This is a genomic window from Agromyces sp. Y182 (genome assembly GCF_059445385.1).
Genome location: NZ_JCAIUF010000001.1, coordinates 712055 through 736748, shown reverse-complemented (window position 1 = coordinate 736748; position 24694 = coordinate 712055). Strand labels below are relative to the sequence as shown.

The window sequence follows — 24694 nt, the reverse complement described above, 5'->3', positions numbered from 1 at the left end:
CGCTCGGGGGTCAGGCTTCTGAGCGCTCCATCGTCGCCATGTCGAAGCCGGTGACCGGTTCGCCCGCGCGCTCGTAGACGAGCGAGATCGCCCCCTTGGGGTAGGCGACCGGCGGTTGGGCGAGGGTGAACGCCGCGGGAACCGTGCCCTCGGCGAACAGCCGCTTTCCGGTGCCGAAGGTCACGGGGTAGAGCCAGAGGTTGAGTCGGTCGACGAGATTCTCCTGCAAGAGGGTGCGCGCGAGATCGCCGCTGCCGATGACGTGCGTCTCGTCGAAGCGGTCGCGGATGTCGCGTGCCTCAGTCGCGATATCGGTGAGTACCGTCGTGCCGGCCCACGACGGGTCGGTCAGCGAGTGCGACGCGACGAACTTCGGCACCTCGCTGAACGTCTTCGCGATCGGGTCGTCTGGTGATTGGAACGGCCAGTAGGCGGCCCAGATGTCGTAGGTCTTGCGGCCGAGCAGCAGGGCATCGACGCGCTCGATATCGGCGCCGATCGCCGCGCCCGACTCGTCGTCCATGTACGGACCCTGCCAACCGCCGTACGGGAACCCTCCCTCGAGGTCTTCCTCACGGCTGCCCGGCGACTGGTAGACCCCGTCGAGGGTGATGAACAGGTCGACGACGATGATTCCCATGGAGTGCTCCTTCGCATGACCGGCGACCGGATGCCGCCGCTGGAGATGTCGTTCGGGAGAGCGGCTGATGCCGCGTCCGCTCGTCCCATTCTTCGCCGCGAGCCCGGGGAGCGGAACCCCGCGAGATCAGTCGGTCGACGACGAGCCGTGCGGGCTCGCGGAACTCGCGCGCACGACGAGCTCGGTGGCGACGAGCGTGTTCTCGCGGCGATCGCCGCTCTCGACCTCGTGCAGCAGGGCCTCGACCGAGAGCCGGCCGACCTCGCCGAAGAACTGTCGCACCGTCGTGAGCGGCGGCCAGAAGCTCGCCGCCTCATCCATGTCGTCGAAGCCGACGACGCTCACCTCACCGGGCACGGCGCGGCCGGCCTCGTGCAGCGCGCGAAGCACGCCGAGCGCCATCTGGTCGTTCGCGGCGAAGATCGCCGTGACCTCGGGGTCGGCCGCGAGGGCGCGCCCGAGCTCGTGGCCGGACTCCGCCGACCAGTCGCCGACGAGGGGCGGCGGCACCTCGGCACCGTGGGCGACGAGGGTCTGCTCCCACGACTCCCTGCGACTCGTGGCCGAGTACGAGCGATCGGGCCCGGCGATGTGCCAGACGGTGCGGTGGCCGAGCTCGAGCAGGTGTTCGGTCGCGAGTCGCGCGCCGAGCGCCTGGTCGGTGTCGACGACCGGATAGGGAGTGCTGCCGATGGAGTCGACCACCACGACGGGCAGCTCGGGCGGGAGCACGACGTCGTTCTCGTCGAGGAGGTGCGCCTCGATGATGATGATCACCCCGTCGACGGCCTCTTCGCTGAGTCGATCGAACGCCCCCGAGACCTCGCCCTGGGTCGGATGCGACACGGGGATGAGCGTGATGGAGTAGCCGGCGTCGGCCGAGGCGATCGCGATGGCGTCGAGGGTGCGCATGTTGCCGAAGCTCGAGAGGGTGAACATGATCACGCCGATGCTGTGGAAACGGCCGCTGCGCAGGGCCCGGGCCGCGCTGTTCGGCCGGTACCCGAGCTTGCTCATCGCGGCGAGCACGCGCTGCCTCGTGTCGGCATCGACGTTGTGACGCCCGTTCGAGACGCGGGAGACGGTCTGGCCCGACACGTTGGCCTCGCGCGCGACATCCGCCATCGAAGGGCCGCGGCGTCGCCCCGGGGCGGCATCTGCCGTGCTGGTGACCGTCATCGCTGCTCCTTCGTCTGGACCATGCCCACGATGGCGCATGTTCACGTCAACATGCTACGGTGACGACGAGTCATGTTGACGTGAACATGCACCGATTGGAACCAGATGACAACGACGTCCCTCCCGACACCGACCCGCGAGGCCCCCGCATCTCGGCCTCGGGGCATCCGATCGCGGGGCAGAAGCGAGTGGAAGGGCCTCGCCTTCGTCGTGCCGTTCCTCGTGGTCTTCCTCCTCGTGTTCATCGCGCCCGTCGTCTACTCGATCTACCTCAGCCTCTTCCGCGAGCAGCTCATCGGCGGCAACGCGTTCGTCGGCCTCGAGAACTACGCCGAACTCTTCGTCGACCCGCAGTTCTGGGAGGGCTTCGGGCGGGTCGCGCTCTTCCTCGTGGTGCAGGTGCCGGTGATGCTCGCCCTCGCACTCATCGCCGCGCTCGCGATCGACAGCGCGCGCCTGCACGCGTCGGGCTTCTTCCGCATCGTGATCTTCCTGCCCTACGCGGTGCCCGCGGTCGTCGCCGTGCTCATGTGGGGCTTCATCTACGGCGACAACTTCGGCCTCGTCGCGAACCTCAACGACTGGCTCGGCTCCGACGTCATCGCGCCGTTCGCGCGCGACTGGATCCTCGTCTCCATCGGCAACATCGTCACCTGGGAGTTCGTCGGCTACAACATGCTCATCTTCTACTCGGCGCTGCGCACCATCCCCACCGACCTGTACGAGGCGGCCGAGCTCGACGGTGCCGGCCCGATGCGCGTCATCACGGGCATCAAGCTGCCGGCGCTCCGCGGAGCCATCGTCATCGCCACGATCTTCTCGATCATCGGCAGCTTCCAGCTGTTCAACGAGCCGAACATCCTGCGCACGCTCGCGCCGAACATCATCACCACGTACTTCACCCCGAACATGTACGCCTACAACCTCTCCTTCGCTGGGCAGCAGTACAACGCCTCGGCCACCGTTGCGATCGTCATGGGCGTCATCACCGCCGTGATCGCCTACGTCGTGCAACTTCGCGGCGCACGAAAGGAGGAGCGATGACTACTTCGGCCACGCGTGCCCTCACCGCACCGCCGGCGCGCGGCCGCGGCATCCGCTCGGATATCTCGCGCCGAAGCACCTCGCGACGACGCGGATCCTCACTGCGGCCACGCAAGTCGGTCGCCTTCACGCTGCTGATGTCGATCCTCGTGATCTACAGCCTCGTGCCCATCCTGTGGCTCGTGATCAACGCGACCAAGACCCAGAGCGGCCTCTTCTCGAGCTTCGGGCTCTGGTTCGACGACGACTTCGTGCTCTTCCAGAACATCTGGGAGACCCTCACCTACCGTGACGGCATCTTCGTGCGCTGGCTCGGCAACACGCTGCTCTACGTCGTGCTCGGCGCGGGCGGCGCGACCCTGCTCGCGACGCTGGCCGGGTACGGGCTCGCGAAGTTCCGCTTCGCCGGCCGGCGGGCGATCTTCGCCGTCGTGCTCGGCGCGATCGCGGTGCCGGGCACGGCACTCGCGGTGCCGACGTTCCTCATGTTCAGCCAGCTCGGCCTCACGAACACGCCCTGGGCGATCATCATCCCGTCGCTGATCAGCCCGTTCGGCCTCTACCTGATCTGGGTCTACGCGGTCGATTCCGTGCCGACCGAGATCCTCGAGGCTGCGCGCATGGACGGCGCTGGCGAGTTCCGCACCTTCTTCACGATCTCGATCCGGCTGCTCGCGCCGGGCATCGTCACGGTGCTGCTCTTCACGGTCGTGGCGACGTGGAACAACTACTTCCTGCCGCTCATCATGCTGAGCGACCCCACCTGGTACCCGCTGACCGTCGGGCTCAACCAGTGGAATGCGCAGGCCACGGGCGTCGCAGCACAGCCCATCTACAACCTGGTGATCACGGGGTCGCTCCTCACGATCATCCCCATCGTCGTCGCATTCCTCGGCTTGCAGCGGTTCTGGCAGTCGGGGCTCAGCGCCGGAAGCGTCAAGCAGTGACCGAGCAGCGCTGCCTGACGAACGCACCCACACGCTCACCCGGAGCGTCCTGCACCGGAACCGAAACCACAACGAAGTGAAGGGAAGCAACATGATCATCGCCCGAACCGCCCTTCGGCGGACCATGGCGGTCGCCGCGACCGCAGCGCTCGCGATCGGCGCGCTCGCCGCGTGCTCGACCGGAGGCGGCAGCGACAATACCGGCACCGGAAGCGCCGACGACCTCGACGCAGCCCTCGAGGCCGGCGGCGAGCTCACCTACTGGAGCTGGACGCCCAGCGCCGAGGCGCAGGTCGCCGCGTTCGAGGAGGCCTACCCGAACGTCGACGTCGAGCTCGTCAACGCGGGCACCAACACCGAGGAGTACACGAAGCTGCAGAACGCGATCAAGGCCGGCTCGGGTGCGCCCGACGTCGTGCAGATCGAGTACTACGCGATGCCGCAGTTCGCGCTGTCGGATGCCCTCGTCAACCTCGGCCAGTACGGGCTCGACGAACTCGAAGACGACTACGCCGCGTCCACCTGGGGCAGCGTCAACGTCGACGGCGAGCTCGTGGGCCTGCCGCAGGACTCCGGCCCCATGGCGCTCTTCTACAACAAGACCGTGTTCGACCAGTACGGCATCGCCGTGCCGACGACCTGGGACGAGTACATCGCCGCGGCGAAGCAGCTGCACACCGCCGACCCGACGAAGTACATCACCAACGACACCGGCGACGCCGGGTTCGCGACGAGCATGATCTGGCAGGCCGGCGGCCGCCCGTTCGCCATTGACGGCACCGACATCACGGTGAACCTCGCCGATGAGGGCACCCAGCAGTGGACGGGCGTCTGGAACCAGCTCGTCGAAGAGGACCTGCTCGCCGCCACCCCCGGGTGGACCGACGAATGGTTCAAGGGCCTTGCCGACGGCTCGATCGCGACGCTGCCCGTCGGCGCCTGGATGCCGGGCGTGCTCGAGTCGAGCGTCGCGGATGCCGCGGGCGACTGGCGCGTGGCGCCGTTGCCGACGTACGACGGCACCCCGGTGACCGCCGAGAACGGCGGCGGCGGCCAGTCGGTCACGAAGCAGAGCAAGAACCCGGCGCTCGCCGCGGCGTTCCTGCGCTGGCTGAACAGCGACCCGGCGTCGATCGAGGTCTTCCTCGAGTCGGGCGGCTTCCCGTCGACCACGGCCGAGCTCGAAGACCCGGCGTTCACGGGCTTCGAATCGGAGTACTTCGGCGGCCAGAAGATCAACGAGGTGCTGACGCAGGCCTCGGCCGATGTGGCATCCGGTTGGTCGTACCTGCCCTACCAGGTGTACGCGAACAGCATCTTCGGCGATACCGTCGGACAGGCGTACGCGAACAAGTCCGACCTGAACGACGGCCTCGCCGAATGGCAGGGCAAGCTCGTCGACTACGGCAACAAGCAGGGCTTCACCGTCACCGAGTAGTAGCCGCACCGCTGCGGGGCCGGCCGGGTGAGGTCGGTCGGCCCCGCTCGTCCCACTTCCAGCGCGGCCGACCCGCCCCATCACCCAGGAACGGATGCCCCGTGACCGCCCCTTCCCGCTTCGCCATCGGCGCCACCGACTTCGAACTCGACGGCCGGCCGCATCGCATCATCGCCGGTGCGCTCCACTACTTCCGTGTGCACCCCGACCTCTGGGCCGACCGCATCCGCAAGGCGCGGCTGATGGGCCTGAACACGATCGAGACGTACGTCGCGTGGAACGCGCACGAACCGCACCGCGGGCAGTGGCGAGCCGGCGAAGGGCTCGACCTCGGGCGCTTCCTCGACCTCGTCGCCGCCGAAGGCATGCACGCGATCGTGCGGCCGGGCCCGTACATCTGCGCGGAATGGGACAACGGCGGGCTGCCCGCCTGGCTGTTCCGCGACCCCGAGGTCGGCGTGCGACGCTCCGAACCGCACTTCCTGACCGCGGTGAGCGACTACCTGCGTCACGTCTACGAGATCGTCGCGCCGCGCCAGATCGACGCCGGCGGGCCTGTCATCCTCGTGCAGATCGAGAACGAGTACGGCGCCTACGGCTCCGACGAGGCGTACCTCGCCGAACTCGTGCGGGTCACTCGCGAGGCGGGCATCACCGTGCCGCTCACGACGATCGATCAGCCGACACCGCAGATGCTCACCGACGGCAGCCTGCCCGGCCTGCATCTCACCGGGTCGTTCGGCTCTCGTGTCACCGAACGTCTCGAGACGCTGCGCGAGTTCCAGCCGACCGGGCCGCTCATGTGCATGGAGTTCTGGTGCGGCTGGTTCGACGACTGGGGCTCGCACCATCACACGACGGATGCGGACGGCTCCGCTCACGAACTCGATACGCTGCTCGCGGCGGGCGGCTCCGTGAACATCTACATGTTCCACGGCGGCACGAACTTCGGCCTCACGACCGGAGCCAACGACAAGGGTCGGTACGCGCCGATCACGACGAGCTACGACTACGACGCTCCCCTCGACGAGGCCGGCAACCCGACGGCGAAGTTCTGGGCGTTCCGCGAGGTCATCGCGCGCTACGCCGACGTGCCCGACGAGACCCCCGCCGTGCGCCAACCCGCACCCGAGATCGAGGCGCCGCTGCTCGCCGGTCAGACACTGCTCGAGCTCGCACCGTCGCTCGGCGGCACCCGCGCGTTCGACACGATGCCGAGTTTCGACGAACTCGAGCACGACCGCGGAATCGTGTTGTTCTCGACGACGCTCGAGCGCGGCGGCCCCGGCACGCTCACGATCGGCGAGGAGGTGCGCGACCGCGCCTGGGTGCTCGTCGACGGCGCACCGGTCGGCGTGCTCGCCCGCGATGCGCACGAGCGGGCGATCGCGCTGCCCGACGCCCGCGGTGAGCTCGCGCTGCTCGTCGAAGACCAGGGCCGCGTCGACTACGGCCCGCGCATCGGCGAGCACAAAGGACTCATCGGCGGGGTCGCGCTCGACGGGGTCGAGCTCACCGGCTGGACGGCGCGCCCTCTCGACCTCGAGGCCGTGCCCGGGCTCGCCGCCGCGGTGCTCGGTGCGCAGACTTCGCAGGCCGACGCAGTCGCCTCTCGGTTCCCGGCCGGCCCGTTCCTCGTCGCCGGCGAGTTCACGCTCGAGGTGCCCGCCGACCTCTTCCTCGACACCTTGCACTGGGGCAAGGGCCTCGTGTGGGTCAACGGGTTCCTGCTCGGCCGGTACTGGCGCCGCGGACCGCAGCGCACCCTGTTCGTGCCGGGGCCCGTGACGCGCGCCGGTCGCAACGAGGTCGCGGTGCTCGAGTTCGAGGCGATCGCCGAGCCCGTGATCCGCACGCTCGCGGAGGCTGAACTGGGCCACACCGAGATCTGAGTTCGAGCCGAGTCCGCGACACGCAGAGCGGCACGATCACGCGGCGCGCGCGGCGCGGATCTCCTCCTCGATCAGGTCGGCGTTGATCGCCGCGCCGGCGAAGTTGCCGGCGCCTGCGGCGAGCGGCACGGAGGCCATCGGATTCACGACATTGCCCGCCGCCCAGAGCCCGGACACGCTCGTGCGCCCGGTGGGGTCGACGCTGACCCAGTCGCCCTCGCCGAAGGCGGGAGCCGAGGCGGCGCCGAGGCTCAGCAGCAACGCATCGTTCGGCACGAAACGCGGGCCGAGGAAGATCGAGTCGAGCGGCACGACGGCGCCGTCGGCGAGGCGGATGCCGCGGAGTCGCCCGTCATCGTCGGCGAGCACCTCAGCCCACGGCCGATCTTCGACGGCGATGCCCCGAGCGGTCATGCCGGCCAGGTCGTCGGCCGCGACATCCGTGCCGTTCGTGAAGAAGACGACCGACGACGACCACTGCCGCAGCAACTGCACCTGGTGCACGCTGCGCTCGCCGGTCGCGAGCACGCCGATGCGCCGGTCACGCACCTCCCAGCCGTCGCAGTAGGGGCAGACGACCGCGCCGGTGCCCCATTGCTCGGCGAGGCCGGGCAGTTCGGGCAGCTCGTCGCGAAGGCCGGTCGCCACGAGCAGGCGACGTGCGGAATGCTCCTCGCCGGAATCGAGCGTCACGGTGAAGCCGCGATCGCCGCCCGCTGCGTCGGTGACCCGGGCCGCGGCGACCTCGCCGGCGCGCACGACTCCGCCGTAGCGCGCGACCTCGTCGCGGCCCCGCGCGAGCAGTTCGAGCGGCGACCAGCCGTCACGGCCGAGCACGCCGTGCATGTGCGCGGCGAAGCGATTGCGCGGTGCACCGCCGTCGAGCACGAGCACCCGCCGCCGGGCGCGCACGAGCATGAGTGCGGCGCTGAGACCGGCGCTGCCGCCGCCGACGATGATGACATCCCACGATTCACGTTGCATGCCTCCACCCTCGCGATAGTCTGCAAGCGACGCAACGCACGTTGCCGAAGCGGCAAGAGGAGTTCACATGGCCGACGACATCGACGCCATGCTCGACTCGGTCGCCCCGCGGCTTCGCGAGCTGCGGCGTCGCCGCGGCTACACACTCGCCGAGCTCGCCGCCGAGACCGGCATCTCGACGAGCACGCTCTCGCGGCTCGAGTCGGGCCTGCGCCGGCCCACCCTCGAACTGCTCATCCGCATCGCGACCGCCTACCGAGCGAACCTCGACGACCTCGTCGGTGCTCCGCAGATCGCCGACCCGCGCATCCACCCGAAGCCCTTCTACCGCGACGGGCGGGCCATCATCCCGCTCACCCGGCAGAACCCCGAGCTGCGCGCCTTCAAGATGGTGCTCCCGGGGTATCCGAGCGATCAGCCCGTCACGCAGGGCGCCCACGAGGGTTACGACTGGATCTACGTGCTGAGCGGCCGAGTGCGTCTTGCGCTCGGCGACGAGGAGATCATCCTCGAGGCGGGCGAAGCTGCCGAATTCGACACGCGAGTTCCGCACGGCCACGTGAGCGCCTCGAGCGAGCCCGCCGAGATCCTCAACCTGCTGAGCGTGCAGGGCGAGCGCATGCACCTCCGCACCGACGCAGCGGAAGGCGGGCGCTGACGTGCCCCGATGCGACGGGTCACCTGAACACGTTCGGTCACGGCATCCTCTGACCGGTGTGAGAGCGAACCCAGAGCAGGCGGCCACACGGCGGCGCTCACGATCTGGGTGTGAGCGCCTCGACGTCGGGGCGGAGCGCGACGAGGGCCCGCTCGACGATCGCAGCGGAGTCGCCGGTGACGTCGATCGTGAAGCCTGCCTCGTCTGGCGCAAGGGGCTCGAGCGTCGCCAGTTGCGAGGCGAGCAGGCTCGGCGGCATGAAGTGACCGGTGCGGGAGGCCGCGCGCGCGGCGAGCAGTTCGGGCGAGCCGTGCAGGTGCAGAAACACGGTCGACGGCGCGGCGGCACGGATGCGGTCGCGGTAGGCGCGCTTCAGGGCGGAGCATGCCATGACGATGCCCGTGTTCACCGACCCGATCTCAGCGCCCACGAGGTCGAGCCACGGCCCGCGGTCGAGGTCGTCGAGGGCGACTCCCGACGCCATCTTCCGCCGATTCGCCTCGGGGTGCAGGTCGTCGGCGTCGCGGAAGGGCACACCCAGACGGTCGGCGAGCGCTCGGCCGACCGTGGACTTGCCGACTGCTGAGACGCCCATGACGACGACGAAGATGCCCATCGTCAGAGCCTAACCGCGTGCGCGTCCGACGCGTGCTCAGCCGGCGACTGCGAGGCGCTCGCGGATCGCGGTCTGGTTCGCCTGATCACCGGCGGAGTCGGCGAACTCGAGCGCCCGCTCGAGCAGGCGGCTCCGTTCAGCCGGCTCCGCCCGATCGGCCTGCAGGATCAGGCTGCGCGTCGTGCAGCGCACGTCGCCGAGCCGGCGGAAGACGTCGACCAGTTCGTCGAGCCCGCTCGCGACATCCGGTACCTGGAGCGTCTGCTGCACGAGCTCGGCGTGCGCGAGCTCATGCACGTTGCCGGCGGCGCGCGCATACTCGGCGCACTCGGCCGCCCAGCCGACGGCACGATCTCGATCGATCCCCGACACGGCGGCCGTGTGAGCCATCATGTATCGGGCATTGCTCACATGGGTCGCGTCGCCCGCCCGCGCGTACCCGCGCATGGCCGCGTCGAACTCGGCGATCGCACGCGATGCCTCGGCGTTCGACGGGCCGCGCAGCGCGATGCCGCGCATCTGATGCACGGCGGCGAGCTCCCACTCGTCGCCGAGGGCCTCCGCGAGCCGCTCCGCCACGGCGAGATGCACGATCGCGGCGTCGGTGCGACTGCGGTAGGCGTCGGCGATTCCGGCGAGATGATGGGCGGCGAGCTGCGACCGGTCGTCGTCGGCGATCGCGAGTGCCCGCTCGGCGAGCTCGTCGACGAGTTGCACGTCGTAGTACGAGAGCCCGTTGCCGATGACCAGCAATTGCTCGGCGGATGCCGCGGGCAGCAGTCGTTCGTCGCGTGCCGCCATCGCGAGCGTGCGCACGCTGTCGACATCCGACCCGTATTGTTCGATGCCGATCGCGAGGTCGGCGGCCAGCACCAAGGCGCACGGATGCCCCGCCGCAAGCGCCCAACGAAGTGCCGCGTTCACCTCGGGGCAGACGCGGGCCGACAGGCTCATCGCCTCGGCGCTGTCATCGATGCGTGCACGAACGATGAACTGAGATGCGAGGGCGGCGTAGTACACCGCATGGCGTTCGAGCACTTCGCGCACGGTGGCGGCATCGGTGCGTGCGAGCACGAACTCCCGCATGACCGCGAGCAGCCGGAACCGGCGTGGGTGCCCGCCGGTCGGCACGAGCATCGAGTGGTCGAGCAGACGCAGCACGACCCCCTCGGCGCCCGGGTGCGTGACGGCCGCGGCGAGATCGACGTCGAACGTTCGGGGGAGTGCGCCGAGTCGGCAGAGCACCTCTCGCTCATCGTCGGTGAGCAGGTCCCACGTCCATTCGAACGCCGTGTCGAGCGTGCGATGACGGCCCATCGGCACCGCGCGGTCGAGCGTCGCGAAGTCCCGTTCGAGGCGCGAGGCGAGTTCGGCGAGGGAGAGGTGCCGCGCGCAGGCCGCCGCGAGCTCGATCGCGAGCGGCAGCCCGTCGAGCCGTGTCGCGATCTCGCCGGCGAGGTCGCGTTCGGCGGGGGTGGTGAGCTGCCCCCGATCGCCGAGGCGGTCGAGGAGCATCTCGGTCGCCGCGGCATCCCTACCTTCGATCGCGAGCGGCGCGAGGGTGTGCACTTGCTCGGCCGTGTCGCCGATCGGGGTGCGCGAGGTGGTCAGGATTCTCAGACTCGGGGTCGTCGCCTGCATGAACGCAGCGACCTCACCGACCATCGGGCCGACCCTGTCGATGTTGTCGAGCACGAGCAGGTAGGGGCGGGCGCCGAGGGCGACGGCGATCGAAGCCGAGACGTCGGCGCCCGGCGCCGACTCGAGGTCGAGCGCCCGCGCGATGCGGGCGACGACGTCGTCGGGCTCCGCGTGCTCGAGTTCGACGATGACGGGTGCGCGCTCGCCGTGGCGCCTTCTCGCGAACTCGAGCGCGAGCCGAGTCTTGCCCACCCCGCCGGGGCCGACGATGGTCACCCACCCGTGGTGATCGACGAGATCGGCGACGGTGCCGAGATCGGCGGCGCGCCCCACGAATGCGTTGCGCGGCAACCGAACGGATGCCTCGTGCCGGTCGCCCGCCGCGGCCATGAGCGCGGCCCGGCTGTCGGCGCCGAGCTTGCGGCGAAGGCTCGCCACGTGGCTCTCGACGGTGCGCACGGAGATGAACAACTCCGCGGCGATCTCGGGGTTGCTCAGGCGCCGCTCGATGGCGGCGAGCACCGCGCTTTCACGTGGCGTGAGCGGGTGGCCGACCACGACGCCCAGTGTATGCCCGGGTGTCGCGCGCCGCATCGGTGCTTCCGCCCGGGAATCGGCATCGGCCAGTGTCACGAGGCGATCGGGGTGGGGCCGCCGCTCGGGGATGCGTGGCTCGTGGGGTGCACCGCCCAACTGAGGCGGCGCCGCCAGCGCACGAGGAACGGCGGCCGCGCGACATCCGTCACCTGCACTTCCGCCTCTTCTGCGGCGCGCTCCGCGATGACGCGGCGCTGCTCGAGCTCCCGCATCAGGCGTTCCTCGCCTCGGTGATGCAACTCGAAGACGAAGTAGTCCTCGCTCTGGTACATGACAGCTCCTTCGGGTGAGGCCCTGACCGCGTCAGGTTCGGCGAGCGGTGACGAGCAGGTATTCCCACTGCATCGCGTCGCCGGCCGAGCGGAGGCCGTGGGATCGAGCGAGTTCGACGAGAGCGTCGTCGAGGGCTCGCACTTGGTCGGGGTCGTCGGCGATGCGGCCGTACACGGCGATCGTCGGACCGTAGTTTCGCTTGAAGTAGTCGCGGAACTCCTCGGGTGAGTCGAACCGGTCGATGGTGACGCTCTCGCGTCGTGCGGCGAACTCGTCGACGTCGTCGCCGAGCAGATCGCGCACGTGGTGCTCGTCGCCCCAGAGTGGTGCAGGCTCGGCGCCCTGCGGCAGGGGGGCCGCGAACGGCTTCATGGTTCGGAACATCTGGCCGATGAAGCCGTCGGGTGTCCAGCTGAGCAGGCCGATGCGTCCGCCGGGGCGGGTGACGCGCAGCAGCTCGCCCGCGGCCTGCCGATGATGCGGTGCGAACATGACGCCCACACAGGAGACGACCGCGTCGAAGGCCGCATCGTCGAACGGCAGCGACTCGGCGTCGGCCTCACGCCACTCGAGCGCAGCGCCCGCCTCCTGTGCACGTCGTCGGCCGACGTCGAAGAGCTCGGGCGTGAGATCGCTCGCCACGACGGTGCCACCGCGTAGTGCGGCGGGGATCGCTGCGTTGCCGGAGCCGGCTGCCACGTCGAGCACGCGGTCGCCCGGGTTCACCCCGACCTCGTCGACGAGAGTGGCGCCGAGGCTCCAGATCAGGTCGGATGCCAGTGTCGGGTAGTCGCCCGACGCCCACATGTTGCGGTGCTTCGCCTTGAGGGCCTGATCCGCGGAGGCGATCGCGTCGGGCGCGGCCGGGGCGGATGCGGTCTGAACTGCGGGTGAATCGGTCATCGTCGTCTCCTTGACGCACTCGAATGGGATCGGGTGCGGCAAGCGTGCGCGCGTTCGATCGGCGCCGCATCCGTGCAGCACACTGAGATTTGTTCAGTGTCAGTGCTGACCCTCGTCACGTTCTGCGGGAGTCCCCGTGGTCACTCGGCGAACTCCTGCTCGATGACGTCCGACGCGTGGATGCACACCATGCGCAGCCGCCCGGTTCCGCCTGCGACGAAGCGGTGCCACGCTCCGGCCGGAGCGGTGGCCGTGTCGCCGGCCATGGCCACGAGTTGCTCGTCGCCGATCGTCAGGTGGGCTTCGCCCTCCAGCACGATCCACGTCTCGGGGTACGGGTGGCGGTGCAGGCCCGGCCCCTGCCCAGGCTCGTTGTCGACGAAGAAGTACGAGACCGCGGCGCCATGTTCGCGCCCCACGAAGCGCAGGGTGCGGCCGGTGCCGATCCGGATGAGCTCCGCGGGGACGACTGGCGGCGTCGGCGCGATTTCGGTGGTCGGTGCTGGGAGGTCCATCGGGGGTGTCCTTCCATCGGGGATGATCGGCAAGTCGCTGAGAACAGGCTCCGCCCGCGGCATCCGACTCGATAGCATTTCGATGTGGATCGAAAGTTCGTGGACTTCCGGCTGGCACCCGACGACATCTCGGCGATCCGTTTCGGGGTCTCGCCCGGGCACGAACTGAGTCACGCGATCCGCGTGCTGCAGCGGCCCGCCGAGCAGCCCAGGCAATGGGGCTGGCTGCGCAGCGTGCGCGAACGGGTGCCGCAGGAGCCGTTCGAGCTCATGGCAGTGATCGTCGGCGAGGCGGGGTACTTCCCCGACTTCCTCACCGCGACGCCGAGCTGGGACATGAGCCCGGCCGACGAGGCCGCGCGGCTGCGGGCCGTGCGCCCGGAACTGCTTCGCGCCGACCTCACGAAGATGCTCGCCCGTTCGAGTGGCCACCGGCACGAGGCGATCGGGCGCATGATCGAGCACCCGCTCCGCGCCCGCGGCATGATCGCCGACGCGTGGGGCGAACTCTGGGAGTCGCTGCTCGACCCCGTCTGGCCGCACCTCGAGCGACTCCTGCGCGCAGACATCGCAGTGCAGGCTCGCCGCATCACGGCCGAGGGCATCGCCGTGATGGTCGCCGGACTGCACGAATCGGTCACGTGGCACAGCGACGCCGTGCGCGTCCGCATGCGCCAGCACAGCGAACTCGTCGACTGCCGGGGAAGCGGGCTCGTGCTCGTGCCCTCCGTCATGAGCGGCCTGGGATGCGCGGTGCTCACCGAGCGGCCGGCGCAGCCGACCCTCTTCTACCCGGCGCACGGCGTGACCGAGACCTGGGCGCAGGATCCCGCCGCGGCATCCCGCTCGCTGGGCGCCCTGATCAGCCCAGCGCGCGCCGAGATCCTGCTGAGCTCGCACGACCCTCGCACGACCTCGCAAGTCGCCGCCGATCGTGGCATCGCCGTTTCGACGGCCTCGCATCACCTCTCGGTGCTGCGAGACAGCGGACTCATCGCGAGTGTGCGCGACGGTGCTCGAGTGCTGCACTCCCGCACGCCACTCGGTGAGGCGATGGTCGGCGCCGCGATTCGCTGAGCAGATGTCGCGGGCACGTGGCGACGACATCTGTTCGCTCAGGCCGGAACCATGACGACCCGGATTGCCCAACCCCGTCGTGAACAGCGATACTGCACGGGTGACCCTCGAACCCACCGCGGGCCCGGCGCCCGAAGCCGTCGTGCCCTCCTCCTCTGCCGCGCCCCACTCGCAGCGCACCATCACGTGGCTGGTGATCGGCGCGGCGTTCTTCCTCCTCGCCGCTGCAGCGATCCTCACGACCCACACGATCGCGAACCTGAGGTTCACGTCGGCGGTCGCCGCCCACCGTACAGCGGTGGCCGAGGCGAAGGTGGTCAGCGACTCGACGGGCGTCGTCGAAGCGGATGCCGCAGAGACCGCCGAGATCGCGACGTCGCTGCTCGCCGCACCCGACGGATTCGTCGACACCGTCGCCAAAGCCGATCTGTCGGCCGTGGCCGGCGAGCTCGGCGCGCTGATCGAGGGGGCCCCCGACTTCGAGGTCGAATCAGCTGAACCGACGGGGCCGTTGCCGCGCCCGGTCTGGTACGCCGATCTCGATGCCGCCTCCGAAGCGCTCACAGCCGAGACCGAGCGGTTGCACGACGGCGCCGACGAATCGGAGCGCCACGCGTCATCCGTAGCCGAGGCCGACAGTGCCACCGCCGATTCCGGACTCGTGTTCGTCGAGGCGATCGCCCCCGTCGCCGCCTCGATCGAAGCGGCGAACGGCTCGGCCCGCAATATCGAGCGCATCGACTTCCGCAACGCGGTCGAGCAGCTCGCGGGTGGAACCTGGGGCTACGACGCTCCCGCGCGGGTCGACGAATACGTGGTCGCCGCCACTGCGCTGCAGTCGACGCACGCCGCCGAAGAAGCCGAGAAGGCCGGGCCGCTGTACGGGCAGCGGGTCGCCGTCGAGGCGTACGCGCGTTCGATCGCGGGCGGTGTGCTGCTCGAGTTCGACTGGGCGCCGATCGTCATCGGCTACGGAGACAACGGCTCGGCGGGTGGAACGGCCACGTGGGACACCTGGGAGGGCGGACTCTCGACGATCACGCTCTCGAACAGCATCGCCGAGCAGTGGGGCGACCCGATCATGGTCGCGCTCGTCACTCACGAGGTGGGTCACGCGATCACCTCGAAGTGCTACGACATCGTCGGTGAGTACGCCGATGACAACGAGCTGTGGGCCGTCGCGTGGGCGATCGGCATGGGGCACACCGACCCCAACGGAAATGGTGAATGGCTCTACGGTCACCCCTCCGACGAGCTCATCCAGCGATCGATGTCGTGTCGCTGAGCTGACGGGATCAGTCGGGCGTTCGAGCCGCGCGGGCGTACCGCTCGCTGTATGCGAGCAGGAGCGGCCGCAGCTCGGCCGGCGAATCGACCGTGAAGTCCATGCCCAGCATGCCGATGTAGGCGGCGATCGTATCGAGACTGTCGGCGCCGGTGACGAGCACTGATTCGGTGTCGGAGACCGCTTCGACGACCCCCACCGTGTGGTTGATGCGCGCGAGCACGGCGTCGGCGGGTGCCGCGATGCGAAGGCGCGCATGCACCTTCCACCCGCTCGCGGCGATCGAACGCATCGCGAACGCCGTGTAGTCCCCGCCCGGCAACGACACGGCCGAGAAGCGGCGCCGGGTCGGCATGCGCGGTTCGATCCAGTCGGCCCGGAACGTGCCCCACTCGTCGGTCGAGGGATCGCGCCCCACGAGATACCAACGGCGCTGCCAGCTGAGCAGCCGATACGGCTCGATGAGGCGGGATGCGCCCTGGTAGTCGAACCGGAACCATTCGATGTCACGGACGGCGCCCGCAATCGCCGTGAGCACGGCCGCGTCGACCTCGGGATCCGGTGCGTCGGTGCCGTTGTTCTCGGGCGCGCGCTCGACGACGGTCGCGAGGGCTGCGACTGTCGGCCGCAGCCGCGACGGCAGCACCTGCTCGAGCTTGGAGAGCGCACGGGAGCTCGACTCCTCGACGCCCGAGATGCCCGTCGCGGCACGCAGGCCGACCGCCACGGCGACCGCCTCCTCGTCATCGAGCAGCAGAGGGGGCAGTTTCGCACCGGCGCCGAGCCGGTAGCCGCCGGCGGCGCCGCGCGTCGCGTCGACCGGATAGTCGAGCTCGCGCAATCGGTCGATGTCGTTGCGGATGGTGCGCGGCGTCACCCCGAGTCGTGCGCCCAGTTCGGTGCTCGTCCAGTCGGGCCGCGTCTGCAGCAGGGCGAGCAGGGCGAGCAGTCGTGTGGCGGTGTCGGCGATGACGAGAGCCTCTCGGAGGGCTCCGGGAAACAATCTCCGGGAACTGTTTTGATTAGGAACTGAACGTGCCTATATGCACCGTACCGTCGAAGACATGACGAACACCACCGCATCCGGCACCGACTTCCGCCCCTTCCAGATCGAGGTCGCCCAGGCCGAGATCGATGACCTCATGGAGCGACTCGCCCGCACCCGGCTGCCCCAGCCCGCGCCCACCGACGACTGGGATGCCGGCACGCCGAACTCCTACCTCCGCGAGGCGCTCGACGCGTGGCGCACCCTCGACTGGCGTGCTGTGGAGGCCCGCATCAACTCGTTCCCCCACTTCGTGACCGAGGTCGACGGGCAGGACATCCACTTCATCCACGTGCGTTCGCCGCACCCCGGCGCGACGCCGCTGCTGCTCGCTCACACCTACCCCGGGTCATCCGTCGACTACCTCGACCTCATCGACCTGCTCGTCGACCCGGTCGCCCACGGCGGCCGCGCCGAAGACGCATTCGACGTCGTGATTCCGGATGCGCCGGGCTACGGCTTCTCGAACCCGGTCGCCGAGGCGGGCTGGACCGTCGCCCGCGCCGCCCGCGCCTACGACGAGCTCATGCGCCGCCTCGAATATGCCGAGTACGGCATCCACGGCTCCGACAACGGCGCGCTGGTCGCCCGTGAACTCGGGCTCCTCGACCCGGAGGGCTTCCTCGGCCTGCACGTACTGCAGCTCTTCTCGTTCCCGAGCGGCGACCCCACCGAGTTCGAGCACCTCACACCGCTGGACTACGCCGGGCTCGAGCACATGCAATGGTTCCAGTCGGTCGGCGGGTACAACACGATGAACGCGAGCCGTCCGCAGACCGTCGCGGTCGGCCTGAGCGACTCGCCCATCGGACTGCTCGCCTACAGCGAGCTCTTCAACTCGTTCGGCAACGGCACCTCGCTCGTGTCGCTCGAGCAGATCCTCACCGAGGTGAGCGTCAACTGGTTTGCAAATGCCGCGGCGGGCATGAGCCGAAGCTATCTCGAGAACGCCCGCGCTGCAGCCGAGCCGCAGGTCAGCGCCGCACGCACGGGAGTCGCCGTCTTCAAGGACGACTTCCAGACGATCAAGGTCTTCGCCGAGCGCGACAACTCGAACATCGTGCACTGGAGCCGCTTCGAGCAGGGCGGCCACTTCGCGGCGCTCGAGGTGCCCGAACTCGTCGCCGACGACATCCGCGCCTTCTTCGGCGGGTCGCGCTCCGCCTGACGCGAGGCTCGAACGAGTGAGCGGATGCCTCGGAGCCGATCCGGCTCCGAGGCATCCGCTCACTGCATGCGCCGCATTGCGCCGAAGTCGGCGACCCGCGCGGGCACCCGCGCTTCGCACCGCGTTCAGCCGCGGGTCGCACGGGGTGGGGGAGCCGTTCACCCGTCGACGCCACGGTGGGGACGCCGCTGCCGATCTCCCGGCGGCGGCGTCCGTCCGCTGATTGGATCAGAGTGAGCCTCGCACCACCCGAACCGGCGTCCGCCGCGACGCACAACTGGCAACGCCCTCGTCGATTCGCCGCCGCCGTGGCCGCAGTCACCATGCTCGCCGCCCTCGTCGCCGTGCCTGCGTTCTCCGCGGCGGCGGAAGATGAGACCGACCTCGCCGCCCGTTTCACGCTCGCCGTGCTGCCCGACACCCAGTTCTACTCCCGGTACTCGGCCGACCAGTTCGTGCCGCGTTACGGCTCCGATCCGTTCGCGACGCAGACCGAATGGCTCGCGGAGCACCGCGATGAGCTCAACATCCCGTTCGTCGCCCACCTCGGGGATGTCGTGGACCGTGTCGGAACCGAAGCCGAATGGCAGGCTGCCGACCATGCGATCGCCGCGCTCGACGACGACGCACTGCCGTACTCGATCCTCGCCGGCAATCACGATGTGCTCAACTCCGCCGACGACTGGTTCGACACGGACTACGACCTCGCGAACGAGCCGTTCCTGCGATGGTTCGGCCCGACGCGAGCAGCGGATGTCGCCACCTACGGCGGCAGCGACCCGACCGGCTTCAACCAGTTCCACGTGTTCGAGGCCGCAGGGCAGCAGTTCCTGGTGCTCGCGCTGAGCTGGCGCGCGTCGGACGCGACGCTGGCCTGGGCGCAGCAGGTGCTCGACGAGCATCCGACGCTGCCGGCGATCCTCACCACTCACTCCCTGCTGAACGTCGAGCCCGACACCGTCACCCCGAAGGAGGACGCCAACGGCGCGCGCCTGTGGGAGCGACTCATCCGCGGGAACGACCAGATCTTCCTCACGTTCAACGGCCACTTCCACGGAGCCGCCCAGCTCACCCGCCTGAACGACGCCGGCCACTCCGTCACGAACGTGCTGATGGACTACCAGATGGCCTACGAGGGCGGCAACGGCTACCTCGGGTTGCTGGAGTTCGACCTCAGCAACAACCGCATTTCGGTGCAGACCGCGTCGCCGTGGGTCGTGGAGAAGCCGAACGATGAGCTCACGAGTTACGACCAGCCGTTCCTCGAGGGGCCGAACCAGCAGTTCACCCTCGACCTCGATTTCGCAGCACGCTTCGCGGGGTTCGCACCGGAGTTCGGCCCCGGCGCGGCCGACCAGCCGTCGCTCACGCAGCGGGCCCGCGACATCCTGCTCGACGGATTCGAAGGCCCGGACCCGACCGAGCTCGAGCAGCCCGGTTCACGCGACGACTTCGTGCCCGTCGACGGCACGCTCGCCCACTGGCGGTTCGGCGACACGCCCGGTGTCGTGCAGGAGGGCCAGGTCTTCGAGGACATCGCCGGTGACGCCGACCTTCACCGGGTCGCGATCGCCGAGTCCGGCTCACCGACCGCGACGGTCGAGGACGTCACGGTCTCGACCGATGCGAACCCGTTCTCGTCGGACGGCGGGGCGGTCTGCTTCGCGGACTCCGACAAGACCACTGGCCGGTTCAGTTACCTGCAGACGGCAGCGGATGCCGCGGTCAACGACGCGCACCTCGAGAACGGGTACACCGTCGAGACGTTCCTGAAGATCGATGGATCGTGGACGGCCGACCAGAACGGCTGGATGAAAGCCATCACGCGTTCCGGCAACCGGTCGACGATCCCCGGCATGCCCTGGTCGCGCTGGGACTACACGGCGTCGCCGGCCGCACTCGGACTCTCGAACCTGAAGGAGTTCCAGTGGACCGAGGTGCCTGCCGAGACGACCAAGGGCGATCGCACCTCATGGTCGGGCGAGATCATCCTCGACCGGTGGGTGCATGTCGCCCTCGTGAACGACCCCGAGACCTCGCGCACGACGATGTACGTCGACGGGGCTCCCGTGTTGCGGAACACCACCGACACGCTGGGTCAGAGCCTCAACGGCGACATGCCGTGGGTCTTCGGCGCCGACTGGGTCGACGACCACGCCCTGAACGGATGGGCGGGGTGCATCGGCGAGACCCGAGTGATCGACCACCCCACGACACCGGAGCAGTGGCTCACCGCGCGTCCCGACCTGGGGTCGTTCTCGACGACCGCACCGAGCGGCGAACTGCCCGCCGGTACCGTCGTCGACGAACTCAGCGGCACCGGAACGCCGAACGCGACCATCACGTTGACGGGCGATCTGTCCGGTGCGGCGGTCGTGGCGGCGGATGGCACGTGGTCGGTTCCGCTCGGCGAGATCGAGGTATCCGGGCGAGGGGCGTCCGGCTCGGGGCCCGCCGGCACCGCCGTCGGTCCATTCCGTGCTGCGCTCGAATCCGGAAGCTACGTGTTCGAAGTCAGGCAGGGGTTCGGCGCGAGGGTTTCCGAACCGGTGCGCGGCTCGTTCTCGATCGCGTTCGATTCAGGTGACGGGGGCAACGAGGGTGGAGGCAACGGCGGAGGCAACGGCAACGGAGGCTCGGGCAACGCCGGCGGCGAGGCCGGAAGCGACTCGGCCGACCTGGCGAGCACCGGCTTCGAGGGCACCATCCTCGGAGGCATCGCGGTGATCCTCATTGCCGCGGGAGCGGTGTTCGTGATGCTGCGCCGTCGACGCGCTCGAATCGAGAGCTGACACGAGAAGGTCGGGCGAGCAGCCTCGACCTTGAATGAATGGAGGTCCCGGAGCCGTATCGGCTCCGGGACCTCCCGTTCATGGGGTCAGCGGGGAGGCGCGACTGCATCCGGTGGCCGCGGCATGGTCGCGTCGAGCGCGGCCCGGGCGAGCATCGTCGAGCCCGCCACTGCAGCCGGCATCGTTGCCACGGCGCCGAGCGGCACCATGAAGCACAGCTGTGTGGCGACGCCGAAGCCGAGCAGTTGGGCACGGTGCTCACGCAACAGCGTCTTGCGTGCCGCCGGCGTGATGCTCCGGGCCTCGAAGGCTCGCGCGGTGAGTTCGCGGGCGAGCAGCCACCCTGACAGTCCGACGCCGAGCACCGGCGCGGCGATCGCCCCGACCAGGGGCACGAGCCCGATGAGTCCGACGACGAGTGCTGAGACGGCACCGAGGGCGATGAGCACTGCGGCATCCGCGGCTGCGCGCCAGAATCCGGCGCCGCGATCGGGCACCTCCCCGCCGAGCTCGAGTTCGACGGCTCGCCAGATGCGCTCGTAGAACGGGTCGCCGACCGCGAGTGTGATGGCCGTGAAGGTGACGGCGGCGAGCAGCACCGCGCCCGCGAACGTGACCGCGGCGATGGCGATGCGCAGCGAGGCAGCCCAGAACTCTTGCCATGCATCGGCGAACGGCGTCGCCCAGTCGACGATGGCCGGCAGCTGGATGCCGAGCGCGACGAGTGCGGCGACGACGACTGCGAAGACGATCGCCGCGGGGATCAGCCCGAGCAGCATGACGCCGGGTCGCCGCCGCCAGAATCCGAACCCGCGCATGAGCAGGCCGGCACCCGAGAGGAATCGCCTGAGCATCGGACCAGCTTACGGCGCGCATCTATCTCGGCCGATGGCGTGGGCAGCTCGTGGTCGTCACGCTCGCTCAGTCCGAGGAGCCGCCCTCCGCCGCTTGCGACGACGCCCGCACGATGAGTTCGGGCAGGGCCTGCACGCGTTGCACCGGCCGGCGCGGGCCCTCGGCGAGCCGGTTGACGAGTGTCTCGACCGCGAGCCGGCCGATGTGCGCCTTCGGCGGACGCAGCGCCGTGATCGGCGGCTCGCCGTTCTCGGCGATCTCGTCGTCGTACGCGACGATCGCCAGGTCTTCGGGGATCCGCAGCCCCCGATCGAGCACGTGATGTTCGAGGTGGATCGCCTGCGGATCGGAGTGCACGAACAGGGCGGTTGTGCCGGTGGCGATACATCGGTCGACGAGTTCGCTCAGGTTCCGGTCGCGGAGCTCGCTCTCCGGGTCCTCGAGCGGGTGTTCGAGTAACGATGAGGAGTCGAGGCCCAGTTCCGAGAGCCCTCGCGACCATCCGCGCCGCAAGTGCTCCGACGTCGGCGAGTCCTTGGCGACCGCGATGCCGATGCGGCGGTGCCCTTGTTGGTACAGGTGGTGTGCGGCGAGGATGGCGCCGAACTCGTGGTCGGTCGTCACCCACTCGAGTCGGCGCAGCGCGAGCGCCGTCGGCGCCCGGCGTTCGACGAGCACGACCGGCATGTCGAGTTCTTCGAGCCAGGTCAGAATGGCGGCGCCGTCATGCCCGGCGGTCTCGGGCGCCACGAGGAGCCCGTGCACTGAGCCCGAATCGACGAGTGCCGAGATCTGACGACGCTGGTCTGCCGGATCGTACGAGGCGCCGCGCAGCACCAGTTGCGATTGCGCGGCGGTGGCGGCGGCCCGGGCGCCCGTCACGATCTGCGGCCAGTAGTAGCCGAGCGACGGCACGACCATGCCGATGCGGTAGCGCGAGTGATTTCCGCCATTGGCCCGGGCGACCGTGCGGTCGAGCGGGCTGCGCAGCGTCGCCCCGCCGTGCACGCGAGTGACGAGCCCTCGCTCGGCGAGGGCGGTGATGTCGCGCCGGATCGTGATCTCGGTGACGGTGAGCGACTCGGCGAGATGCTTGACGGTGACCGACCCGTGCTGCCGCAACTCGTCGAGGATGTGCTCGCGTCGCTCGATCGCGAACAGCGGATGGGGATCGCTCATCGGGTCACCTCATCTGCGGCTCGGAATCGAGTGATCATCGACCGGGCGCCGCCCGCGGGAGTGAGGCGCAGTCGAGTGATGCGTTCGCCCCACGAGCGAGCGACCACGCGGTCGTCGATCTCGCGCACGTCGAGTTCGACGGCAGCGGCGTCGTGCTCGATGAGCAGGTCCCTGGTGCCCGGCTGCGGTCGGTGCACCCTGATGAGCCCGTCGGCGGTGATGGTCGTCTCGCCCCAGAGCACCAGGGTCGTGCGCGTGTCGGGGTCGTCGTCGAGGTTCCACGCGTCTCGGACTTCGGCGGTCGAAGCCTGCCGGTCGAGGTGGATGGATCGGCTCCAGGTTTCGCCGTCCGCGAGCGGCCACGCATCGTCGAGCGCGAGCGACCACTCGGCGACGGTGCCGTCGTCCCCGCCCGTGATCGGCCCGCTGCGCCAGTGCGCTCCGGCGGATTGCAATGCGCCGCGCGGCTCGGGCACCGAGTGCCAGTCGCTGCGCATCGGCCACAGCGAGTATCGCTCGGGGCCGAACGTGCGGCGGTCGTACTCGGGGCGCCCGACATCGATGACGGCCGGCACGCCGTCGAGTGACACGGTCACGCTGCCGAGGTCGTTGTGGTTGTGGCTCTCGTCGTTGTGCCCGCCTTTCAGCGAGATCGTCAGGCCAGCGCCGGCGTGTTCCCTCGCGAGCGCGAGCGAGAGCGAGTCGAGCACGACGGATGCCGGCAGCGGCGCGTTCGACGCAGGTGCCGGTGCCGTCGCCCATTCCGTGTCGGCGAGCGTCGCGAGGATCCGGCCGAGGCCGTTGTTCGGCGAGGTCGCCGGAGGGGCGCCGCGGTCGAAGCCGCTCGCATGGGCGACCACCTCGGGCAGACCGAGGCGCCGGCCCCAGGCATGGGGGATCCGCCAGGTGCTCGCCTCAGCCGGGCGGGGCGTGGCATCGGCGAAGGCGAACACCCAACCCCGACCGAGCTGCATGCGCAGCGGGAAGCGCAGGAGTTCGGGCAGCCCGGGCAGCGCGGCGGCCGAGTCGAAGGTGCCGCCCGACGCGCGCTCGAGCACCTCGAGGGCGTCGAGCACGCGTGCTGCGCCGTTCCACCAGTAGGCGACCCCTTCGTCGATGCCGCCGTCGGCAGGCAGGGCCGCGAGGTAGCGGTCGATGCCGTCGACCGCGAGGTCGACGATCTCGCGCCCACGGGCGAGATCGTCACCCGCCGCCGCCGCCGCCGCCGCCGCCGCCGCGACGATGACGTTGCCATGGATCCACGGATTCCAGTTGTCGAGGTTGCCGTCGAGTCCGAGCCACCGCCAGTCGCGACGCTCGGTGAACGGCGCGAGCACTCGGCGTTCGAGCTCGGCGCGAAGCCGAGCCAGAAGGCCGGGAGCGCGTTCCTCGAGGCGGTCTCCCAGTGCGAAACGAGTCCAGGCGAGGAGACCGGCGACCTCACCGGCGCCGAGATCGAGATACGGATGGCTCGGATCGGGCGCGACGCCGCCGGTGCGGTCGAAGACGTCGTCGTGTGCCGGCCAGCACCACGTCGACTGCTCGAAGAGCAACTGGAGTCCATCGGCCGCCTCATCGAGGTGGTGCACCGAACCGGTGGCGTGGGCGGCGACCGCGGCGGTGGCGACGCGGTCGGTGAGGGCGAACACCGTGCCTTCGTACGTCGCGCGATCGCCCTCGCGCGGGTACCTCGCGTAGTCGGAGAGCAGCGGCTGCGGCCATGGCGCACCGATCGCGGCATCCGCTCGCTCGACGAATGCGGCGACCGCTCCCGCAGCCGGGTCGATCGAGGCGACCGGTGAGAGCAGATCAGGGTGCCACTCGGCGCGTGCCCACGCGCGGTTGAGGTCGTCGCGATCGGCGAGGGTCGTTCTCTGACGCGGCACGCGACCTCCAGTAGACGTTCCGACAAGTAGACGTTCTTCGATCGAGAGTGTTCGTTTGTGTTCGAACACTTTGACTGCGA

General features: G+C 69.7%; 21 protein-coding genes. 9 read left to right on the top strand and 12 right to left on the bottom strand.

The window, feature by feature from the left end:
* Positions 1-10: 10 nt before the first annotated feature.
* Both AC1C2R_RS03315 and AC1C2R_RS03310 read right to left on the bottom strand, forming a co-directional pair.
* Positions 11-640: a dihydrofolate reductase family protein gene (locus AC1C2R_RS03315; protein ID WP_495378938.1), complete on the bottom strand. Its 630-nt coding sequence runs from the start codon at positions 638-640 to the stop codon at positions 11-13.
* A 126-nt stretch (positions 641-766) separates the two neighbouring features.
* Positions 767-1819 carry a LacI family DNA-binding transcriptional regulator gene (locus tag AC1C2R_RS03310; RefSeq protein ID WP_495378937.1) on the bottom strand — a complete coding sequence of 351 codons (1053 nt, stop codon included), beginning with the start codon at positions 1817-1819 and terminating at the stop codon, positions 767-769.
* A 105-nt stretch (positions 1820-1924) separates the two neighbouring features.
* On the opposite strand from AC1C2R_RS03310, the gene AC1C2R_RS03305 reads away from it, so the two are divergent.
* The 4 genes from AC1C2R_RS03305 (at position 1925) to AC1C2R_RS03290 (ending at position 7140) form a co-directional block, all read left to right on the top strand.
* The gene (locus tag AC1C2R_RS03305; RefSeq protein ID WP_495351118.1) at positions 1925-2863 is read left to right on the top strand and encodes a carbohydrate ABC transporter permease; all 939 of its coding nucleotides are present in this window, start codon (positions 1925-1927) and stop codon (positions 2861-2863) included.
* The gene (locus tag AC1C2R_RS03300) at positions 2860-3810 is read left to right on the top strand and encodes a carbohydrate ABC transporter permease (RefSeq protein ID WP_495351117.1); all 951 of its coding nucleotides are present in this window, start codon (positions 2860-2862) and stop codon (positions 3808-3810) included. The genes AC1C2R_RS03305 and AC1C2R_RS03300 overlap by 4 nt, the downstream gene beginning before the upstream one ends.
* Before the next feature lie 91 nt (positions 3811-3901).
* On the top strand, positions 3902-5248 hold the full coding sequence (locus tag AC1C2R_RS03295) for an ABC transporter substrate-binding protein (RefSeq protein ID WP_495378936.1): 1347 nt from the start codon (positions 3902-3904) through the stop codon (positions 5246-5248).
* Positions 5249-5349: 101 nt separating this feature from the next.
* Positions 5350-7140, top strand: a complete 1791-nt coding sequence (locus AC1C2R_RS03290) for a glycoside hydrolase family 35 protein (RefSeq protein ID WP_495378935.1) — start codon at positions 5350-5352, stop codon at positions 7138-7140.
* A gap of 36 nt (positions 7141-7176) precedes the next feature.
* Here the strand turns inward: AC1C2R_RS03290 and AC1C2R_RS03285 are convergent, their stop codons facing one another.
* Entirely contained in the window at positions 7177-8124 is a 948-nt protein-coding gene (locus AC1C2R_RS03285) for an NAD(P)/FAD-dependent oxidoreductase (protein WP_495378934.1), read from the bottom strand.
* A 67-nt stretch (positions 8125-8191) separates the two neighbouring features.
* Here AC1C2R_RS03285 and AC1C2R_RS03280 point away from each other — a divergent pair, with 67 nt between their 5' ends.
* Complete coding sequence (locus tag AC1C2R_RS03280) at positions 8192-8782, top strand: helix-turn-helix domain-containing protein (RefSeq protein ID WP_495351113.1); 591 nt, start codon at positions 8192-8194, stop codon at positions 8780-8782.
* A gap of 97 nt (positions 8783-8879) precedes the next feature.
* On the opposite strand, the gene AC1C2R_RS03275 is transcribed toward AC1C2R_RS03280, so the two are convergent.
* From AC1C2R_RS03275 to AC1C2R_RS03255, 5 genes are all read right to left on the bottom strand, one after another.
* Positions 8880-9398: a gluconokinase gene (locus AC1C2R_RS03275; protein ID WP_495378933.1), complete on the bottom strand. Its 519-nt coding sequence runs from the start codon at positions 9396-9398 to the stop codon at positions 8880-8882.
* A 36-nt stretch (positions 9399-9434) separates the two neighbouring features.
* Positions 9435-11597 (bottom strand): ATP-binding protein, encoded by a 2163-nt coding sequence (locus AC1C2R_RS03270; protein WP_495378932.1) that lies wholly within the window; start codon positions 11595-11597, stop codon positions 9435-9437.
* A 71-nt stretch (positions 11598-11668) separates the two neighbouring features.
* Positions 11669-11908 (bottom strand): hypothetical protein, encoded by a 240-nt coding sequence (locus tag AC1C2R_RS03265; RefSeq protein WP_495351110.1) that lies wholly within the window; start codon positions 11906-11908, stop codon positions 11669-11671.
* Positions 11909-11939: 31 nt separating this feature from the next.
* Positions 11940-12812: a class I SAM-dependent methyltransferase gene (locus tag AC1C2R_RS03260; RefSeq protein ID WP_495378931.1), complete on the bottom strand. Its 873-nt coding sequence runs from the start codon at positions 12810-12812 to the stop codon at positions 11940-11942.
* Positions 12813-12952: 140 nt separating this feature from the next.
* Entirely contained in the window at positions 12953-13327 is a 375-nt protein-coding gene (locus AC1C2R_RS03255; RefSeq protein WP_495378930.1) for a cupin domain-containing protein, read from the bottom strand.
* Between the two features lie 84 nt (positions 13328-13411).
* Between AC1C2R_RS03255 and AC1C2R_RS03250 the strand changes: the two genes are divergently transcribed.
* Together AC1C2R_RS03250 and AC1C2R_RS03245 are read left to right on the top strand one after the other, a co-directional pair.
* A complete protein-coding gene (locus AC1C2R_RS03250) occupies positions 13412-14404 on the top strand; it encodes an ArsR/SmtB family transcription factor (RefSeq protein ID WP_495351107.1) in 993 nt (330 codons plus the stop codon).
* A gap of 100 nt (positions 14405-14504) precedes the next feature.
* Positions 14505-15689, top strand: a complete 1185-nt coding sequence (locus AC1C2R_RS03245; RefSeq protein WP_495378929.1) for a hypothetical protein — start codon at positions 14505-14507, stop codon at positions 15687-15689.
* A gap of 10 nt (positions 15690-15699) precedes the next feature.
* Here AC1C2R_RS03245 and AC1C2R_RS03240 read toward each other — a convergent pair whose 3' ends face one another.
* Positions 15700-16692: a helix-turn-helix transcriptional regulator gene (locus tag AC1C2R_RS03240; protein WP_495378928.1), complete on the bottom strand. Its 993-nt coding sequence runs from the start codon at positions 16690-16692 to the stop codon at positions 15700-15702.
* A 61-nt stretch (positions 16693-16753) separates the two neighbouring features.
* On the opposite strand from AC1C2R_RS03240, the gene AC1C2R_RS03235 reads away from it, so the two are divergent.
* Together AC1C2R_RS03235 and AC1C2R_RS03230 are read left to right on the top strand one after the other, a co-directional pair.
* Positions 16754-17902, top strand: coding sequence for an epoxide hydrolase family protein (locus tag AC1C2R_RS03235; RefSeq protein ID WP_495378927.1), 1149 nt, complete (start codon positions 16754-16756; stop codon positions 17900-17902).
* 233 nt (positions 17903-18135) lie between these two features.
* Positions 18136-20694, top strand: coding sequence for a LamG-like jellyroll fold domain-containing protein (locus tag AC1C2R_RS03230; protein ID WP_495351103.1), 2559 nt, complete (start codon positions 18136-18138; stop codon positions 20692-20694).
* An 86-nt stretch (positions 20695-20780) separates the two neighbouring features.
* On the opposite strand, the gene AC1C2R_RS03225 is transcribed toward AC1C2R_RS03230, so the two are convergent.
* The 3 genes from AC1C2R_RS03225 to AC1C2R_RS03215 form a co-directional block, all read right to left on the bottom strand.
* Positions 20781-21548 carry an EI24 domain-containing protein gene (locus tag AC1C2R_RS03225; protein WP_495351102.1) on the bottom strand — a complete coding sequence of 256 codons (768 nt, stop codon included), beginning with the start codon at positions 21546-21548 and terminating at the stop codon, positions 20781-20783.
* Positions 21549-21615: 67 nt separating this feature from the next.
* A complete protein-coding gene (locus AC1C2R_RS03220) occupies positions 21616-22728 on the bottom strand; it encodes a substrate-binding domain-containing protein (RefSeq protein ID WP_495351101.1) in 1113 nt (370 codons plus the stop codon).
* Positions 22725-24614, bottom strand: coding sequence for a hypothetical protein (locus AC1C2R_RS03215; protein WP_495378926.1), 1890 nt, complete (start codon positions 24612-24614; stop codon positions 22725-22727). Before AC1C2R_RS03215 ends, AC1C2R_RS03220 begins: the two co-directional genes overlap by 4 nt.
* Between the last annotated feature and the right edge of the window lie 80 nt (positions 24615-24694).

Coding starts and splice junctions, on each gene's coding strand:
- AC1C2R_RS03315 (WP_495378938.1), bottom strand. CDS start 640: ATGGGAATCATCGTCGTCGACCTGTTCATCACCCTCGACGGGGTCTAC.
- AC1C2R_RS03310 (WP_495378937.1), bottom strand. CDS start 1,819: ATGACGGTCACCAGCACGGCAGATGCCGCCCCGGGGCGACGCCGCGGC.
- AC1C2R_RS03305 (WP_495351118.1), top strand. CDS start 1,925: ATGACAACGACGTCCCTCCCGACACCGACCCGCGAGGCCCCCGCATCT.
- AC1C2R_RS03300 (WP_495351117.1), top strand. CDS start 2,860: ATGACTACTTCGGCCACGCGTGCCCTCACCGCACCGCCGGCGCGCGGC.
- AC1C2R_RS03295 (WP_495378936.1), top strand. CDS start 3,902: ATGATCATCGCCCGAACCGCCCTTCGGCGGACCATGGCGGTCGCCGCG.
- AC1C2R_RS03285 (WP_495378934.1), bottom strand. CDS start 8,124: ATGCAACGTGAATCGTGGGATGTCATCATCGTCGGCGGCGGCAGCGCC.
- AC1C2R_RS03280 (WP_495351113.1), top strand. CDS start 8,192: ATGGCCGACGACATCGACGCCATGCTCGACTCGGTCGCCCCGCGGCTT.
- AC1C2R_RS03275 (WP_495378933.1), bottom strand. CDS start 9,398: ATGGGCATCTTCGTCGTCGTCATGGGCGTCTCAGCAGTCGGCAAGTCC.
- AC1C2R_RS03265 (WP_495351110.1), bottom strand. CDS start 11,908: ATGTACCAGAGCGAGGACTACTTCGTCTTCGAGTTGCATCACCGAGGC.
- AC1C2R_RS03260 (WP_495378931.1), bottom strand. CDS start 12,812: ATGACCGATTCACCCGCAGTTCAGACCGCATCCGCCCCGGCCGCGCCC.
- AC1C2R_RS03255 (WP_495378930.1), bottom strand. CDS start 13,327: ATGGACCTCCCAGCACCGACCACCGAAATCGCGCCGACGCCGCCAGTC.
- AC1C2R_RS03235 (WP_495378927.1), top strand. CDS start 16,754: ATGACGAACACCACCGCATCCGGCACCGACTTCCGCCCCTTCCAGATC.
- AC1C2R_RS03225 (WP_495351102.1), bottom strand. CDS start 21,548: ATGCTCAGGCGATTCCTCTCGGGTGCCGGCCTGCTCATGCGCGGGTTC.
- AC1C2R_RS03220 (WP_495351101.1), bottom strand. CDS start 22,728: ATGAGCGATCCCCATCCGCTGTTCGCGATCGAGCGACGCGAGCACATC.